This window comes from Moraxella caviae (assembly GCF_002014985.1).
GTDB classification, from domain to species: Bacteria; Pseudomonadota; Gammaproteobacteria; order Pseudomonadales; family Moraxellaceae; genus Moraxella; species Moraxella caviae.
Map to the genome: position 1 here is coordinate 42,020 of NZ_MUXU01000039.1, position 18,105 is coordinate 60,124.

The window sequence follows — 18,105 nt, forward strand, 5'->3', positions numbered from 1 at the left end:
GTTTAAAAACTTAAGCAAATTTACAAGCAAAACCACAATTTTAAAAACAAACACAAAGCAAGTGGTGCTATCATGAATCAAACACGACAAAAAAAATTGATGTGGGTCATCGCCATGCTGGTTGGTGCGGCGATTGCTATTGGACTGATTTTGTACGCCGTGCGTCAGCAAGTGGATTTGTACTACGACCCGACCGCCATCAGCCAAGGCGAAGCACCTGAAGCCAAGCGCATTCGTGCAGGCGGTATGGTGGTGGCAGGCAGCGTCAAGCGCGACCCTGCCGACCAGCTGAACATCTTATTTGAAATCACCGATTATCAGTCTGTCGTGCCTGTCAGCTATCGTGGCGTGCTGCCAGATTTGTTTGCTGAAAATTCAGGCGTGGTGGCGACAGGCGAGCTACAAAACGGTACGTTTGTGGCATCTGAAGTGCTTGCCAAGCATGATGAAAACTATATGCCGCCTGAAGTTGCCAAGTCGCTCAAAGACGAACACGCAGCGCGTGGTACCGATGTGAGCGGTGAAGTTTTCGTCCCTGCCACCAGCATGGCGGAGATTGACGAGCGCAATGCCGCCCAAGCCAATCAAGACGCTGCGCCAGCAAATTCAAGCCAAAGCAACTGATTTTACTCACAAACACCGCTGTCATACGATGGCGGTTTTTGTGTTGAGTATTTTGCACTGAATGGCTTGCAAGCCAAGCAAACTCAAGCCTTATGCCAAAAACGACAAAAAACATTGCAAAAATCGTCAAAAAAGACTATGCTAATGATGGCGTTTGCTCGTGGCTTGATTTGACTAAATTTAACTGAATTTAACCAAAATCGCCCAGCAAGCCAATCAACAGCAACATGGAGCAATCACATGAAAATCATCGTACTTACTGCACTTGCAGCCGCACTTAGCTTGACAGCGTGCAGTCACAGCAAACCAGTACAAACCGCCACACAAAGCACCCAAACTCAAGCCCCAACCGAAGCCACCAAAAAACAAAAAGACGCTGGCGTGTGGATTGACGTGCGTGGCAGTGAAGAGTTCGCAGCAGGTCATCTAAAAGGCGCGCTAAACATCACCACCGCTGAATTGGCGCAGCGCATCGCAAGCGTAGAACCTGACAAAAACGCACGCATCAACGTGTACTGCCGCTCAGGTCGCCGCGCTGGCGAAGCCAAAGCCCTGCTAGAAAGCCTAGGCTATACCAATGTCGTCAATCATGGCGGCTATGCTGATTTGGTTGCACAAGGCTACGAATAATCGGTATTTGCACCACTTAAAACCACAAACCCGCCCAAAACCCTGCGTGATGGTTTTCAATCAGGGTTTTGGCTGGATTCGCTGTTTTTAAACGGTTGATTTTTCAGCCGTTGTTTTTTAGACTACTCACTTTTAAGCGATTGCCTTTTAAACCGCCATTTTTAAACCCAACCTTGACAATCCGCCCATCGCCATGAAACCAACCAACCAACCAACCAACCAACCAACCAACCAACCAAAGCATGATATCACTTTTATCGTGCCTGTCTACAACACTTGTGAATATTTATCGCAGTGTTTAGAAAGTATTATTGCTCAAGACATTGATAAAGAAATCATCGCCATTGATGATGGCTCAACTGATGGTAGCGGTGAAGTTTTGGCGCAGTTTGCCGAACGTTATGACTTTATCAAAATCATCAGCCAAGAAAACAAAGGCGTGTCAGCAGCGAGAAACGCTGGGATAAAAGCAGCTGCTGGGCGTTATGTGTATTTTGTGGATTCTGATGATTATTTGTTGCCAAATTTGCACTTTGCTGATTACCTTGCCGTCATGGACAAAGAACAAGCGCCCGTTTTGTGTGGCTGCTTGGAATGGGCGCTCAAAGACGCTACGGTACTGCCCGCCTTGCCAAAAGTGCGCAAAGCTGCGCTGTCGGTGTATGTGGACAACACCAGCCAGCAGCATTATGTGGAAATCGCCCCATCGCTGGTCTATATTGACGCGCTCATACATCGTGGCTTTTTCCCTGCGTGCTTTATTTATATCATTCACACCGAGCATTTGCGCAGGTATGGCATTTATTTCAACGAAACGCTCACGCACTGCGAAGACACGCTGTTTGTTACCCAGCTTTTGACTTGCTGTGAATTTACGATGATTGAAACAAGTGAGAGATTTTATTATTATCGCCACCGACAAACCAGCATCACCAGCCAAACCAACGACCCAAACTCCCTATCCATGCCACTGGCTGCCGTCAATCATCTTTATCAATACTTGCTGAATCATGATTTTAGTCCGCAAATGCGTGTGCGGATTTTACTCATGGGCTTGACGGCGCTTGGTGGTGGCTTGTGGAACTTTACCGACTTTGATACCGCCACCCAAGCCAAATTCAAAGACCTGCTCACTCCAGAAATTTACGGCATGTATCAGCTGTACCACGCCTTAAACTTAACATTTCGTGGCAAGTCACTGCGCAGATTTGGCGATATCGAAGCGATGTTTAAAAGGTGGCTTGATAAGTAAACCCAAATCAGACGCCAAAGAAACACAACCCAAGCTCACTTACAGCACCAACCTATTCGCTTTTAGCAAACAACCCTTCATGCAACGTCGCCAGCTCAGCTTTATCATCATCAAAAGCCAAAGTCTCTTGGGCACGCTGCAAAGCACTTTGGGCGATGCTCTTGGCGCTTTGTTGTAGTGTATGGTCTTTGGCATGACAAAAAATCCCAAACAGTACTTTTTGCATAACCAGCTGCACTTCCAGCGTGCCGCTGCCGTCTCGCATGATGGGATAAAAGCTGTTTTCCAGCCATTTTGTCGTATCCAGTGGCGCAATAAACAGGCGGTCAAATTGAACCTCTTCAGATGGCGTATAATCAGCAGTGGTGAGATTAAAAATGCTCGTCATCACAGCAATCGCGGTGCCTGCATCATTATTCGTAGCCAGCGCACGCTGCGCCACTTCACTAAGCACAATAAAGCCCCACTCAGGGTCTTGGGCAAAGTCTCGGCTGGCGTCAATCATAAAACACGCGCGTATCTCATCAGCTGCGTCCACATTTTCCACCAGCGCAAGCGTGCTGTCTGGCATGATAAAATCACCTGCGTGCGCGATGATATGTATGTAGCCTTGTTGGTCTTGGGCAAGTTTTTGCAAACCAGCAAGATTGATGTGCGTCAGATAGCCTGCGCCGTTTGCCAAAACAGGCGGTGCTGTATCCGCCAATGCCTTACCGCCTGTGCCCATCTGCGGGTCTTGATAATAGGCTTGGACAGCCGCTTGAGTGGCGTGAGAAATCTTGCTCAGCGTGTTGCTTTGCCCGCCCAGCTGCGAGAGTATCTGCACCCAGCGAATCAGCATCAAAATCAAATAACCCAAAATCAGCAGCGTCCCCACAAACAGCACAAAACGTCCATTTTGGGCATAAAAGCCCAGCCCCAGCGCAATCTTGGCAATGATGGCATACACAAATGCCGACAAAAAACTACCAATCGCCAGCCGCGTACTGCCATCACTCATCACAAGTTTGGTGGCGCGCGGCGTGGTGGCATTAGACGCAGAACCAAATGCCGACACCATGATGGACAGCGAAAAAGTACTGACCGCCAGCATGGTAGAGGCAATCACGTTGAGCAAATCATCAAGCGTATCCAAATCCAAATGCGGAAAAGCGTCTGCCGACAAATGACTGTCTGCCAATTTGGCAATCAGCACAAACACCACCGCCAGCACCGCTCCCAATGTCGGTGCTACCCACAAGGTATTTTCAGGTTTTTTAAAATTTAAATACCATTGATAAAACATCGTTTTTAACATACAAACTTAATACTTAATCAAAATTTACTTAATATAAAATAAAAATGCAATATTGCGCCCATTTTAGCAAAATTTTCTAACAATCTTAAAAAGCGCAAGAAAAAACTTAAAAATTACAAGAAAACTTAACAAAAATACAACCCGCCGCCAAATCATTCATCGCACGCAAAGCGCTTTTGCTGTGTTATACTTTCACGCATTCATCAAACCAAATTTAACTTTTACCAAACCAAACTTAATCAGTAGGAAATTTTATGAAATCAAGAGCCGCTGTCGCCTTTGCACCCAATGAACCATTACAAATTGTAGAGCTTGATGTCGCCCCACCGAAAAAAGGCGAAGTACTTATCAAGCTGACACACACGGGCGTATGCCACACGGACGCTTACACTTTGTCAGGCGAAGACCCAGAAGGTGTATTCCCTGTTGTGCTTGGGCACGAAGGTGCTGGCGTCGTTGTAGAGCTTGGCGAAGGCGTAACCAGCCTAGCAGTCGGTGATCACGTTATTCCGCTTTACACGGCAGAATGTGGTGAGTGTGAGTTTTGTAAATCCAATAAAAGCAATCTTTGTGTCGCTGTGCGTGAAACGCAAGGAAAAGGGCTAATGCCTGATGGCACGACTCGATTTTCTTATAATGGAGAGCCAATTTATCATTATATGGGTTGTTCAACATTTAGCGAATATACGGTTGTTCCTGAAATTTCTCTGGCAAAAATCAATCCACAAGCCAATCACGAACAGGTCTGCCTGCTTGGCTGCGGCGTAACAACTGGCCTTGGCGCTGTACATAACACCGCCAAAGTCCAAGAAGGCGATAGTGTGGCGGTGTTTGGTTTGGGTGGTATTGGGCTTGCAGTGGTGCAAGGTGCAAAACAAGCCAAAGCAGGACGCATTTTTGCGATTGACACCAACCCAGAAAAATTCAAACTTGCTAAAGAATTTGGTGCAACAGATTGCATCAATCCAAATGATTATGACAAACCAATTCAGCAGGTGCTTGTTGAAATGACCAAATGGGGTGTAGATCATACCTTTGAATGTATTGGCAATGTCAATGTTATGCGTGCTGCTTTAGAATCGGCACACCGTGGCTGGGGGCAATCTATCATCATTGGTGTGGCAGGTGCTGGCAAAGAAATTGCGACTCGCCCATTTCAGCTCGTAACAGGCAGAACGTGGAAAGGGACAGCATTTGGCGGGGTAAAAGGCAGAACGCAGCTGCCCGGTATGGTTGAAGACGCAATGAAAGGCAAAATCTCGCTTGCACCTTTTGTAACTCACCGCATGCCATTAGAAGACATCAATAAAGCCTTTGATTTGATGCACGAAGGTAAATCCATTCGTAGCGTAATTCATTTTAGCGAATAAAAAGCACATAAAAGTGAGTAAAAAAGATGAAGCAAATCGAACAATACAGCTGTTTTGTTGGTACGCAAAGCGTGTGGGAGCATTTTTCCCACAGCCTAAACTGCCAGATGAAATTTGCCATTTATTTGCCTAAGCAAGCAGGAAATCAAAAACTTCCTGTACTTTATTGGCTGTCTGGATTGACTTGTAGCGAGCAAAACTTTATTACAAAATCAGGATTTCAGCGTTATGCTGCCGAGTTGGGCGTTATCGTGGTCGCGCCAGACACTAGCCCACGCGGTGCAGATGTGCCAAATGATGACGCTTATGATTTGGGGCAAGGTGCAGGTTTTTATCTGAATGCCACCCAAGAGCCTTGGGCTAAGCATTTTAAAATGTATGATTATATCGTAGACGAATTGCCTGATTTAATCAATGCACATTTCCCAACAAATGGTAAACAAGCTATCAGTGGACATTCAATGGGCGGACACGGTGCATTGACGATTGGACTTAAAAATCCTGATAGATATGCAAGTGTGTCTGCATTTTCGCCGATTGTTGCACCAAGCCAAGTGCCGTGGGGGCAAAAAGCCTTTTTAGCTTATTTGGGTGAAAATGCTCAAGACTGGCAAATCTATGACAGTGTGGAGCTGATTAAACAAGGTAAAAAATTGCCGCACATCTTGGTGGATCAAGGCTTGGCGGATCAATTCCTTAATGAGCAATTAAAACTTAATTTGCTTGAGCAAGTTTGCGAAACTCACGGTCAAAACGCCCAAATTCGTTATCACGAAGGTTATGACCACAGCTACTATTTTATCGCAAGTTTTATCGGTGAGCATTTGGCTTATCACGCCAAACGACTGGCAGCGTAAATTTTTCGCCAACCATCAGTCAATCACCAACAAAAAAGACGGTCAAATTGCCGTCTTTTTTTTATTAAAATTTCTCGTTGGCTTGATGGTAAATTTTGGCGATACAAACTCACAAACGCAAATCAAAGCAGCTTAAATTAAGGAACGGCAAATTAAGCAAACAGCCCTTGTACCAACGCCATATACAGCACCGTCCCAGCACCGATGGATAAAAACATATTTTTTCGCCAAAGGTGCAATGCCACCACCACCGCCCCTGCGATAAATTCAGGCGCACCGTAGGGCGTTTGTGTCAGCGAAATATTTTTGTAGCAATACACCACCAAAAGCCCAAACACCGCAGATGGCAGAGCCTGCCCCAAATAGCGCACAAAATCAGGCACACGTCTGTGCGCAGGAAACAGCCAAAACGCCATCCAGCGACACGCCTGCACCGCAAGCACGGCAAGCGCAATGGTCAAAATTTGTTCATTGATGCTCATAGCTTTACTCACGATTTGGCTGGCTTGGCGTTTGCCATCTTAGCTTCAATCGCCTTTTTGCGCACGCTCAAATACAGCAAAATTCCGCCCATCGCAGGCAATAAAAAATGCGTCTTGCCAAAAATTATCAGACACGCTGCCGTCATGCCAATGCCAACAAGCGAACTTTCGTGCGTTCGCTCCCTTGCCCACTGCTCCACAAAAATCACCAAAAACAGTGCCGTCATCGCAAATTCCGCCCCTGTCAAATCAAACGGCAGCACCGCCCCAAGCACACCACCCAATGCTGAACCCGCCACCCAATAAATGTGCAAAAACAGCGTAACCAGCACCATAAACCACGCCCTATCCACGCCATTTGGGTCAGCGGTGTAGTTAATCGCAAAACTCTCATCGGTCATGCCAGCAATCAAATACCAACGCTTCCAGCCAGTAATGCCTTCAAACTTACCGAGCATAGAAATGCCATAAAAAATCTGTCTGGCACTGACCATCAGCACCAGCAAAAGCACCGATGACGGCGCAAATGCCATAATCAGCATACCTGCGACAATAAATTCCACCGACCCTGCAAAAATAAACAACGCCATCAGCGCAGGATACCACGCCGAAAATCCCAGCGAAGACATATACACGCCATACGCCATGCCCAAAAACAAAAAGCCTGACATAATCGGCAGACTGTGAGCAAAGGCGGCTTTAGCGGTGTGGCGTAAATCAGGTGAAATCATGGGTTTTGTTTTGATGGATTGGCAAATGGCTGGAATAAATGAGCTGGGCTTAGTGATTTAAGGTTGGCGATTTAATTGAGTTTATGGTGAAATTTGATAGTTTAGGTTCGCAATTGGTATTCAAACTTATCAGCCAGACTGACAACACAGCCCAGCATTTAAAAACTCTCTGGCAAATCTTAGTTTTTTGCTTAGCCTATAAACCAAAAAACACCCTGTAATTTATCGGCTTTTGATACATCTGTCAAGAGTGGCAATCCAAACAATGTTTGGCGGCTCAATTTCATCACAAAATCCGCCCCAACAACTCAAACTGCGGGTACTGGCTAAGGCTTGCCAAGCCACGATAGCCCTGCGCCAGTCGTTCGCTGTCGTTTTGGATCAGTTCTGCGCATTTATCCGCAAGTAGCTCATAAGGCGCGCCTGCCACGCCTGCCAAAAATCGTGGCTCAATGACGGTGGTTGGGTTGATTTCGCTGACGATTGGCACAGCATTATTCATCAGATATGAGCAGCGCACCACTTCAAAAATCTCAGTCGTACGCAGGTGCGGATTGACGATGAGCTTGGCGCGCGCAATCCACTCATCACGCTGCTTGCCGTACACATTGAACAAATGCTTAAAGCGCAGCCCACGCGCCATCAGCTCGTCCAGCACTTTTTTACGCCTGTCGTTGGTTGAGCCATAAAACAGCACGTCAATATCTTGCTTGATGCCGCTATGCTGGCTGTAAATGCGGTTGAGTGATTTTTGATAGCCAAATTCAAACAGCTTCGCCTGCACGCCAAATTCTTGCCACAGCGCAAGATTTTTGGTGCTGTAATCCCAAATCACAAACCGCTCGCCCAGCGCCAAATACAGCTTTGTCCACTCACGAATCACAGGGTGTTCGCTTTGTAAATCCAGCTGTTCTAGATTAAAAACGATGGTATTGCTCGGCAGCTCAAGCGCTTTTTCACCAAGCGTATGCACGCCAAAGACGATGTTTGTCGCTTCTGTATAAATCGTACGGCTCGTGATGGTCGCTGCCACGCCAAGCTCCAGCAGCGAAAAATACAAAAGTTCGGCAAGCTCATCAAACACGCCGGGGTAAAAAGTGGTGATGTTGTAGGTGGGTTTTGTCATAAGATTGGTGCGCTGCTTTGCAAAATCACTGGTTGTTAAATCGGCAAGGCAAAATCGCCCAAGCCAAGCGCTATTGTAGCACAAAACCAAACTTACGATAAAATGGTGTTTGACTTAAAATGCAGGTTGGGATTGGGAATGGCAAGGCGAGAAGCAAACAGCGCAAAAACACACCAAAAAGAAACTGGCAAAAAATTATTGATCCAGCAAACGGCGCAATAATGCGATTTCTTTATCTTTTTGCACCAGCATTTCGTCTTTATGCGCGATGATGAGTTTAAGTTTTTCTATTTCTTGCTGACTGCTGTAATTTCTATTGACGCAATTTTGGTTGTTATCACCAATCAACAACGCCACGTCTTTATCTGATTTTAGCAGCTCAACCACATCAATATTAAAGGTGTTGGCAATATTTTGCAAATGCTCGATGGTGATTTTGCTCTCTCCACGCTCAAGTTTGGCATAGCCATTTTTTGACATTCTCAATTTTTCCGCCATTTGCTCTTGGGTCAAATGTTGCTCTTTTCTTAATTGAGCAAGATTATTGGGAATGTCCATAAAGCACCTTTTTGTGGGCAAAAGTCATAAAAAGTGGGTGGGAAAAATCGGGTTTGTTGGTGGATTTTCAAGGTATTTTATTATAAATTTTAAATAGTTTCAATTTTTTTATTCATTATTCATAAGGAGAATAGCATGATAGAACTTACAAGCTTTGATGGGCACAAAAAACAAGTGGAGGTCTGTAGTATTTCAGGAAAAGTAATTGATGTTAGGCGCACAGTTAAGACGCATATCAGCGGTCGTTCTCATGCTTTAGCAGGAGGCAAAAATAGATATGCACATGCTGGAACATCCATAAAATCAAGCAATACAACTCATGATGAGGTTTATATTGTTAATGAAGCTGGCAAAGAAGAAGTTTTGAGACTGACCAATTTTGAAGAAGCCAATATCCGAGCTGGCCACCACGTTCAAGCGCTATACTTCAAAGGGTTTTCACCAAAAGGCGATCCGACAACCACCCCTTACATTTTAATAAATAACAGATCTCTTGACAAAGTTGTGAAAAAATACGATGAGATAATAGAACCATTATTCAAAACAGGCCTAATAGGCTTAATGAAATTACAATTTAATCAAATATCTTCAAGTGTGGTTTTTGTTGCATTGGTAATCATACCATTAATTATCGCCCTATTTACTGCTTTGATTTTTACACCTGTCTTTGCAGCCGGCTATCTCATATGGTGGATGTACGCATCACGTAACATTAACAAGCAAGCAGAAGAGCTGTTTGGCGAAATTGATTTGCAAATAAAACAATACCTTCTACCGCCGACTTAATGATAGACTGGTTTTTCCATACCCCGGTTTACACAACCCAACATTTCAGAATAAATTTTTGCAATGTTGGGTTTTCGCCTTGCTCAACCCAACCTGCAGATGAATTATTTTATAACCATTAAACACCTAAAAAAATCCCAAACCACTTCAACCAACTCATATTTCACACACAAAAAAGACCACCCTAGAGTGGTCTTTTTTCAATCAATGCTCACGAGTGCTGCGAAACTCCACTTCAGGGTAGCGCTCTTGCATCAGCTGCAGATTCACACGGCTTGGCGCAAGATACGTCAAATAGCCGCCGCCATCGATGGACAGCTGGTCGTGGGCTTTTTTCTTGAATTTCTCAAGCGCCGCCTTGTCATCGCAGTGAATCCAGCGCACCGTCGCAATAGAAATCGGCTCAAAGCTGCACTGCACCTTATATTCTTCTTTTAGGCGGTGTGCCACAACTTCAAATTGCAGCACGCCCACCGCACCCAAAATCAAATCGTTGTTAATCTGCGGCATAAATACTTGGGTCGCGCCTTCTTCAGAAAGCTGCTGCAAGCCCTTTTGTAGTTGCTTAGATTTCATCGGATCTTTTAGCACCACACGGCGAAACAACTCAGGCGCAAAGTGCGGAATGCCCGTAAAATTCAGCACTTCACCACTGGTAAAGCTGTCGCCAATCTGAATCGTGCCGTGATTATGCAAGCCAATAATATCACCAGCGTAGGCTTCTTCTAGGGCTTGGCGATCGCCCGCCAAAAACGTTACCGCGTCTGAAATGCGCACTTCTTTACCCAGTCGCACATGATTCATTTTCATGCCTTTTTCGTATTTACCAGAACAAATTCTTAAAAAGGCAATACGGTCGCGGTGGCGTGGGTCCATGTTGGCTTGAATTTTAAAAACAAAGCCGCTAAATTCGCTCTCGGTCGCCAGCACGGCACGCTCCACCGCTGGCGCAGACTGTGGCGCAGGTGCGTATTTGGTGATCGTATCTAGCACCATGTTCACACCAAAATTCCCCAATGCCGTACCAAACAGCACAGGCGTAATTTCCCCTGCCAAAAACGCTTCAACCGACCAATCCTCCGCTGTCATCTGCGCAAGCTCTAGGCTGTCGGTAAAGGCATTAAACATCAGCTCGCCCAGACGCTCTCTTACGTCAGGGTGGTCGTAGCCGTCTCTGGTCTCAATATCAATAATCTCGCCACCATGCCCTTTTTTGTACAGGTACAATTTATCATCAAAAAGTCCGTACACGCCCACGAAATCCTGCCCCATGCCCATCGGCCAAAAAAACGGTACGCATTTGATTTTTAAGACATTTTCAATCTCATCAAGCAGCGACAGCGGGTCTTGGATTTCACGGTCAAGTTTGTTCACAAATGAGATGATGGGCGTGTCTCGCATACGGCAAATTTCCATCAGCTTGATGGTGCGCTCTTCCACGCCTTTTGCGCCATCAATCACCATCAGTGCGCTGTCCACCGCCGTCAAGGTGCGGTAAGTGTCTTCGCCAAAGTCGGCGTGGCCGGGGGTGTCCAAAAGATTTACCACGCAGTCGTTATAATCAAACTGCATGACAGACGTGGTGATAGAAATGCCACGCTCTTGCTCCATGCTCATCCAGTCGGACGTGGCGTGCTTGTCGGTTTTGCGTGATTTTACTTCGCCTGCGCTTTGGATTGCCTTGCCCCACAGCAGCAGTTTTTCGGTCATGGTGGTTTTACCTGCGTCAGGGTGGCTGATGATGGCGAAAGTGCGGCGTTTTTGGATTTCTTGGGTAAGATTGCTCATAACTTTAAAAAATTGCACAAAATTAGCGCATATTATAAGGCTTTATGCGTGAAAAGACCATATTAAATAAGACTTGATTGTCATAAGGCGCTTATCTCGCGGCGCAACGGCTTATTCTTTACCAAAGCCATGTCAAATTCGTTCACACATCTTAAACCGTTAAATCTTAAACCGTTAAATCTTAAAATCTTTCAAAACTGCCCAAACCTACCACCCATTTACAAAAAACAAACCCCTGCCGTAGCAAGGGTTTGAGCATTCAATAATTTAAAACAAAACCTTGTTAAATTATTTGCGTTTTTTACGGCTGATGGCGTGAATTGCACGGCCGTCTGCTGCCAATGCTGCTTCATGCACCGCTTCTGACACTGTTGGGTGTGCAAAAGTCATCAACTGCAAATCTTCAATGCTAGAAACAAACTCAAGCGCAATCATGCCTTGATGTACGATGTCGCCTGCGCCCACGCCTACAGCGTGCATGCCCAATAGGCGGTCGGTTTTTTCATCAGCAACCACTTTAATCAAGCCCACGCCTTCGCCTTGTGCCAGCGCACGGCCGTTAGCCGCTAGGTTGAATGAGCCAGTTTTTACTTCGTAGCCTTGCGCTTTGGCTTGCTCTTCGGTCAAGCCCACCCACGCAATCTCAGGGTGCGTATAAATCACGCTGATGATGGTGTCGTAGTTCACTTGCGCTTTTTCGCCATGAATGCGCTCTACCGCCATCATACCTTCTTCCATCGCTTTGTGAGCAAGCATTGGGCCACGCACCAAATCACCGATTGCGTACACGCCATCTAGGTTGGTTTTGCACTGCTCGTCCACGTCCACAAGACCACGCTCGGTCAAGGTGATGCCGCAGCCTTCAGCCAATAGCTGCTCGCTATAAGCACGGCGACCCACGCACACGATCAAGCGATCAAACACTTCAGTTTTGGTTTCGCCATTCACGTCAGTGGTTACTACCACTTCACCGTTTACCACTTCAGCGTTGGTAACTTTGGTGTTCACACGGATGTCAAGACCTTGTTTTTTCAGCAATTTAGCCGCTTCTTTTGAGATGTCTTTGTCCGCTGCCGCCAAAAATTCTGGCATGGCTTCATACACCACCACTTGCGAACCCAAGCGACGCCATACAGAACCCAGTTCAAGGCCAATCACGCCTGCACCAATCACGCCCAAACGCTTCGGTGCTTCGCTAAACTCTAGCGCGCCAGTGCTGTCCACGATGTACTCGCCATCTGTCTTGGCAACTGGGATTTCAATCGGCACAGAACCTGCCGCCAAAATCACATACTTAGCGGTGATTTCGCTTTCTTCACCAGTCAATGCCGCAAATTTAACTTTTTTCTCTGCGCCTTTACCGTCAAGCAATGTGCCAGTGCCTTGCAGCCAATCCACGCCATTGCCTTTTAGCAAGCCTGCCACACCAGCAGTCAAGCCTTTTACGATATTGTCTTTGCGCTCAAGCATTTTAGCAACATCAATGCTCACATCACCTGTGGTGATGCCGTGCTCTGCCATTTCATGCTTCGCTGCTTCATAGCGGTGTGAGCTGTCAAGCAGTGCTTTTGATGGGATACAGCCCACGTTTAGGCAAGTGCCGCCCAATGCAGGCTCGCCTTTGTGAACGCGTTTTTCAATACACGCCACGCTAAAGCCAAGCTGTGCGCCACGAATTGCTGCTTCATAGCCGCCCGGGCCACCGCCAATCACAACCAAATCATAAGAAGTTTTCATGATTATTCTCGTTTATGTGTTTGTTTTTAAAGGATTTATTGCTTATATAAGCAAATTTTTTAAAAAGCCTGCCTGCAACAGACAGGCTTTAGATTGTCAAAAGACTACCATCAAAAGATGGTGATCAAATTACAAATCAAGCAATAGCATTGATGGATCTTCAATCAATTCTTTGATGGTTACAAGGAATTGTACCGCATCTTTACCGTCAATCAAACGGTGGTCATAAGACAGTGCCAAATACATCATCGGCAAGATTACCACTTCACCGTTTACTGCCATTGGACGCTCGTTGATGGCGTGCATACCCAAAATCGCAGTTTGTGGTGGGTTGATGATTGGTGTAGACATTAGCGAACCAAACACACCGCCGTTGGTGATGGTGAATGTGCCGCCAGTCATCTCTTCGATTGCCAATTTGCCTTCGCGTGCTTTGATGGCATAATCACGGATGCCCGCTTCTACGTCAGCTAAGCCCATGCTGTCAGTATCGCGCAGTACAGGCACAACCAAGCCACGATCGCTTGATACCGCCACGCCCACGTCATAGAAGCCGTGGTAAACGATGTCGTCGCCATCGATAGAAGCGTTCACTGCTGGGAAACGTTTTAGAGCTTCGGTCGCTGCTTTTACGAACAATGACATAAAGCCAAGTTTCACGCCATGACGTTTTTCAAAGCGGTCTTTGTACTTAGCACGCAAATCCATCAATGGCTTCATGTTCACTTCGTTGAACGTGGTCAGCATTGCGGTTTCTTGGGTGGCGGCAAGCAGACGCTCAGCGATGCGCTTACGCAAGCGAGTCATTGGTACGCGAGTTTCAGCACGCTCACCCACAGCAGTAGCGATTACGCTGCCAGATGAAGTTTTCAAAGTTGGGTTTACCATGTCAGACTTAGTAACACGGCCGCCACGACCTGTGCCAGCCACGTCCGCTGGGTTTACACCAGTTTCTTTAGCAGCTTTACGCACCGCTGGGCTTTGGTCTTTGAAATCGCCTTCAGCAGTGGCTGGTGCAGCTTGTGCAGGCGCGGCAGCTGGCTCAGCTTTTTCTTCGGCTGGTGCGGCTGGTTTTTCAGCAGGTGCAGCGCCCGCTTCAAACTGCGCAATCACTTCAGCAGACAATACGGTGTCGTCCACGCCTTTTACAATGCTGGTTACCACGCCATCATCAGGCGCAACCACTTCAAGCACCACTTTGTCAGTTTCAATTTCTGCAAGCAGTTGGTCGCGGCTTACCGCATCACCTTCGGCAACGTGCCATTCTACGATTGTGCCGTCTTGTACTGATTCTGGGAACACAGGGGCTTTAATTTCAGCCATGATAAACTCCTAGGTTTATTTGATTTGTTTGCAAAATTTTATTCAAAAGTGCGCTTTTCACACTTTATCAAATGATTGAAATCCACCTTAAAACCAATTCATAAAACCGATTAAAAATGGATTGATAAAAACAATTTAAAAACTGCCAAATCCACATCTACTCATTGCTCATCACTTTACACATTCGCTTAATATCGTGTTAATGTATAAATCAAGCAAAAAGCAGGAAAGCTAAGCTGCATCGCACAGCTTAGCTTTAAGGGTTATTGCAACTGATCTTCGGCAACGTTCAACGCCTGAGCGATGAGCGCTTTTTGCTGCGCTGCGTGAATCTTCGGCGAGCCTGTCGCTGGTGCGGCTGCCGCAGGACGTGCTGCTGGTGCTGCCAATTTGTCCGCAGGGATAAAGCGATACAACTCTGGTAGCAGATAGTACCACGCACCTTGGTTTAGCGGCTCTTCTTGCGCCCATACCACAGATTCTAGGTTTGGATACTTGGCAAGCTCTTCTTGGATACGCGCTTCTGGCAATGGATACAACTGCTCAACACGCACGATGGCAACGTTGTCCAAGCCAAGTTTACGGCGCTGATCCAGCAGCTCGTAGTACACTTTACCACCGCACAGCACTAGGCGAGTTACCTTGCTGTTGTCCAGCGCATCAATCTCTGGCAATACCGTTTCAAACTTACCATTTGCAAGCTCTTCAAGCTGCGAAGTTGCCAACGGATGACGCAGCAAAGATTTTGGCGACATCACAATCAGTGGCTTGCGTGCTGGGCGCACCACTTGGCGGCGCAGCGCATGGAAAATCTGCGCAGGCGTGGTCGGTGTGATGACTTGCATATTATCTTCGGCACACAGCTGCAAATAACGCTCTAGACGTGCTGATGAATGCTCAGGGCCTTGACCTTCAAAGCCGTGTGGCAATAGCATTACCAAGCCTGCCAAACGCTGCCATTTGGTTTCACCGCTGGCGATAAACTGGTCAATCACCACTTGCGCACCGTTGGCAAAGTCGCCAAACTGCGCTTCCCAAATAATCAATGCGTCAGGCATGGTGGTGGCATAGCCGTATTCAAAGGCAAGCACCGCTTCTTCTGACAATAGCGAGTTATAAGTAGCAAAACGTGCTTGATTTTGTGAAACGTGCTGCAGCGGAATGTACATACTGCCGTCTTTTTGACTGAACAGCTCTGAATGACGATGACTGAACGTACCACGACCCACGTCTTCACCTGTGATGCGCACAAGTTTGCCTTCGTCCACCAAAGACGCATACGCCAAAGTCTCAGCGGCACCCCAGTTTAGCGGCTCTTGACCTGTTTGCATTGCCAGACGCTGCTCGATTACCTTGGCAACTTGACGCTGCAATTCAAAACCTTCTGGCACTTTCGCCATCGCTTCGCCATAGGCTTTTAGCTTGTTAATGTCAACGCCGGTTTCCCAGTCGTCCACCAGCTGATGACCCACATAAGGCGACCAATCCACAAATAGACTGGTGTCTGGCTCTTTCACCAAGCCATTTGCCACGTCTTCGCCATTGTCCAGAGCCACACGATAATCATCTTCTAGTTTGGCGCTGTCGTCTGCGCTTAGCACGCTTTCATCTGCCAATTTCTTGGCGTATTGCGCGCGTGTGGTTGGCAATTTTTTGATGATTTGGTACATCAAAGGCTGAGTGGCTGACGGCTCGTCCGATTCGTTATGACCGTTACGGCGGTAGCACACGATGTCAAGTACGATGTCTTTGCCAAATTCACGGCGATAATCTACCAAAAGCTGAGATGCAAACACCACCGCTTCTGGGTCGTCGCCATTGACGTGCAGCACTGGTGCGTGTACCATTTTCGCCACATCTGTGCAGTACTCGGTCGAGCGTGCGTCTTGTGGGCGTGAAGTGGTAAAGCCCACTTGGTTGTTAATCACAACGTGCAACGTACCGCCTGTCTTATAGGCGCGTGTTTGCGACATTTGGAAAGTTTCTTGGTTTACGCCTTGACCTGCAAAGGCTGCGTCGCCATGCACCACGATTGGTAGTACAGTGCTGTTATCAATGTCGTAGCCGTATTCTTCACTGCGGCGAGCTTGGCGCGCACGCACAGAACCCAGCATAACAGGCGATACGATTTCTAGGTGCGATGGGTTGTACGCCAAAGCAAGGTGCAGCTCACCGCCTTTGGTGGTTACGTTTGAGCTAAAGCCATTGTGGTATTTTACGTCGCCTGAGCCGATGGTTGGCTGTACTTTACCATCAAATTCATCAAACAAAGCGCTTGGGTTTTTACCCATGATGTTTACCAGCAAGTTCAAACGACCACGGTGCGCCATGCCAATCACGACTTCTTTTGCACCATAACCGCCCACACGCTGAATCATCTCATGCACAGCTGGGATAAAGCTCTCACCGCCTTCAAGACCAAAACGCTTCACGCCTGTGTACTTACGCGCAAGGTATTTTTCAAGACCTTCAGCCGCAGTCAAGCGATCCAGAATTTCTAGTTTTTTGGCGTTGTCAAAGCGAATGTGTCCGTGGTTTGACTCGATGTAATTTTCAAACCAGCGTTTTTCAGCAGCGGTGAAAACGTGCATGAACTCATAGCCAATGCTGCCACAGTACACACGTTCAAGAATCTCAATGATTTCACGCAAAGTCGCTTCAGATTTACCGATTGCCAAATCATTGGTTGGGAATAGCGTGTCCAAATCCGCTTCAGACAAGCCATGAAATTGCAAGGTCAAATCTTCCACTGGCGCACGTTGTTGCAGTCCTAGCGGATCAAGTTTTGCCTTACGATGACCACGGCGACGATAAGCGCTGATCAGCTGCTGAACCGCCATTTGTTTTGGGTCGCACTCGCCTGTGCCACCTGCCGTTGGGCGTGCGTTGGTTTGGTTGCGTGCCAAAAGCAGATACTGCTCTTTGATGGCGTTATGCGGCGCATCAGCGTCCGAACGGTAATCCGCAAAGTACTTTTGCCAATCTTCGCTCACGCTTTGATTGTCTTCCAAATACTGCTCGTACAGCGCTTCAATATATGCCGCGCCGTCCGCTGCCAATTCAGTGTTCTGATAAGCCACCGTATCTTTGCTATTTTTAGTCATAATTTTTGCCATGTTGGTAAATTACTGGATCGCTCACCAAAACACGCAGTTTTTGGGCAAGCCATCGCCTTTTTTAAATGCGTACGCATATCTGTATAGTTTACGCCATTTGACGACAGATAACAAGTTGCATTCTTTTGAAAAATGCAACACAGCACACTTTAATCGCCCTTTTATCACCATTTGACGGGCATTAGGCGCAATTTTACCCAAAAATAGGATAAATTTTCTTTTATCAAATTTCACGATTGGGAAAATTTATCATTTATGCAGACTTAAAATTCAACAAATCGTCGGTTGAATGTTGGTTTCGTCCAATGAATTTACCCACTCTGTCGGTTTGTAAACCAGACTGGCTTGCAAGCTAACTTTGAATTAACTTGTAAATTAAGCAGACTTGTAAGTTGATTAGATTATAGGATAAGCAGGCTTGCAAGTTA

The 18,105-nt window shown here is 46.7% G+C and carries 15 protein-coding genes; 6 read left to right on the forward strand and 9 right to left on the reverse strand.

The genetic code is table 11. The features are described 5' to 3' along the window. Window positions 1-72 precede the first annotated feature (72 nt). The 3 genes from ccmE to B0181_RS06845 all read left to right on the forward strand — a co-directional run bounded on the left by ccmE (window position 73) and on the right by B0181_RS06845 (window position 2,506). Window positions 73-624, forward strand: a complete 552-nt coding sequence (ccmE, locus tag B0181_RS06835) for a cytochrome c maturation protein CcmE (RefSeq protein ID WP_078276764.1) — start codon at window positions 73-75, stop codon at window positions 622-624. Window positions 625-864: 240 nt separating this feature from the next. Beyond that, window positions 865-1,254 carry a rhodanese-like domain-containing protein gene (locus B0181_RS06840; RefSeq protein ID WP_078276765.1) on the forward strand — a complete coding sequence of 130 codons (390 nt, stop codon included), beginning with the start codon at window positions 865-867 and terminating at the stop codon, window positions 1,252-1,254. A 193-nt stretch (window positions 1,255-1,447) separates the two neighbouring features. Further along, on the forward strand, window positions 1,448-2,506 hold the full coding sequence (locus B0181_RS06845; RefSeq protein WP_078276766.1) for a glycosyltransferase: 1,059 nt from the start codon (window positions 1,448-1,450) through the stop codon (window positions 2,504-2,506). A 52-nt stretch (window positions 2,507-2,558) separates the two neighbouring features. Here the strand turns inward: B0181_RS06845 and B0181_RS06850 are convergent, their stop codons facing one another. Further along, on the reverse strand, window positions 2,559-3,791 hold the full coding sequence (locus B0181_RS06850) for a DUF2254 domain-containing protein (protein ID WP_078276847.1): 1,233 nt from the start codon (window positions 3,789-3,791) through the stop codon (window positions 2,559-2,561). 266 nt (window positions 3,792-4,057) lie between these two features. On the opposite strand from B0181_RS06850, the gene B0181_RS06855 reads away from it, so the two are divergent. Continuing rightward, window positions 4,058-5,173 carry an S-(hydroxymethyl)glutathione dehydrogenase/class III alcohol dehydrogenase gene (locus B0181_RS06855; protein WP_078276767.1) on the forward strand — a complete coding sequence of 372 codons (1,116 nt, stop codon included), beginning with the start codon at window positions 4,058-4,060 and terminating at the stop codon, window positions 5,171-5,173. Window positions 5,174-5,199: 26 nt separating this feature from the next. Then, entirely contained in the window at window positions 5,200-6,030 is an 831-nt protein-coding gene (fghA, locus tag B0181_RS06860; RefSeq protein WP_078276768.1) for an S-formylglutathione hydrolase, read from the forward strand. Between the two features lie 152 nt (window positions 6,031-6,182). On the opposite strand, the gene B0181_RS06865 is transcribed toward fghA, so the two are convergent. The 4 genes from B0181_RS06865 to B0181_RS06880 all read right to left on the reverse strand — a co-directional run bounded on the left by B0181_RS06865 (window position 6,183) and on the right by B0181_RS06880 (window position 8,927). Continuing rightward, complete coding sequence (locus B0181_RS06865) at window positions 6,183-6,512, reverse strand: branched-chain amino acid transporter permease (RefSeq protein ID WP_078276769.1); 330 nt, start codon at window positions 6,510-6,512, stop codon at window positions 6,183-6,185. A gap of 8 nt (window positions 6,513-6,520) precedes the next feature. Then, window positions 6,521-7,243, reverse strand: coding sequence for an AzlC family ABC transporter permease (locus B0181_RS06870; RefSeq protein ID WP_078276770.1), 723 nt, complete (start codon window positions 7,241-7,243; stop codon window positions 6,521-6,523). Between the two features lie 286 nt (window positions 7,244-7,529). After that, window positions 7,530-8,369, reverse strand: coding sequence for a glycosyltransferase family 1 protein (locus B0181_RS06875; protein WP_133141510.1), 840 nt, complete (start codon window positions 8,367-8,369; stop codon window positions 7,530-7,532). 195 nt (window positions 8,370-8,564) lie between these two features. After that, window positions 8,565-8,927, reverse strand: coding sequence for a helix-turn-helix domain-containing protein (locus B0181_RS06880; RefSeq protein WP_078276772.1), 363 nt, complete (start codon window positions 8,925-8,927; stop codon window positions 8,565-8,567). Window positions 8,928-9,062: 135 nt separating this feature from the next. On the opposite strand from B0181_RS06880, the gene B0181_RS06885 reads away from it, so the two are divergent. Beyond that, complete coding sequence (locus tag B0181_RS06885; protein WP_078276773.1) at window positions 9,063-9,713, forward strand: hypothetical protein; 651 nt, start codon at window positions 9,063-9,065, stop codon at window positions 9,711-9,713. Window positions 9,714-9,917: 204 nt separating this feature from the next. Here the strand turns inward: B0181_RS06885 and B0181_RS06890 are convergent, their stop codons facing one another. From B0181_RS06890 to B0181_RS06905, 4 genes are all read right to left on the reverse strand, one after another. Further along, window positions 9,918-11,501 (reverse strand): peptide chain release factor 3, encoded by a 1,584-nt coding sequence (locus B0181_RS06890; RefSeq protein WP_078276774.1) that lies wholly within the window; start codon window positions 11,499-11,501, stop codon window positions 9,918-9,920. A gap of 288 nt (window positions 11,502-11,789) precedes the next feature. Then, window positions 11,790-13,238: a dihydrolipoyl dehydrogenase gene (gene lpdA / locus B0181_RS06895; RefSeq protein WP_078276775.1), complete on the reverse strand. Its 1,449-nt coding sequence runs from the start codon at window positions 13,236-13,238 to the stop codon at window positions 11,790-11,792. 129 nt (window positions 13,239-13,367) lie between these two features. Further along, the gene (odhB, locus tag B0181_RS06900; protein WP_078276776.1) at window positions 13,368-14,561 is read right to left on the reverse strand and encodes a 2-oxoglutarate dehydrogenase complex dihydrolipoyllysine-residue succinyltransferase; all 1,194 of its coding nucleotides are present in this window, start codon (window positions 14,559-14,561) and stop codon (window positions 13,368-13,370) included. A 263-nt stretch (window positions 14,562-14,824) separates the two neighbouring features. Next, entirely contained in the window at window positions 14,825-17,665 is a 2,841-nt protein-coding gene (locus tag B0181_RS06905) for a 2-oxoglutarate dehydrogenase E1 component (RefSeq protein WP_078276777.1), read from the reverse strand. Window positions 17,666-18,105 lie beyond the last annotated feature (440 nt).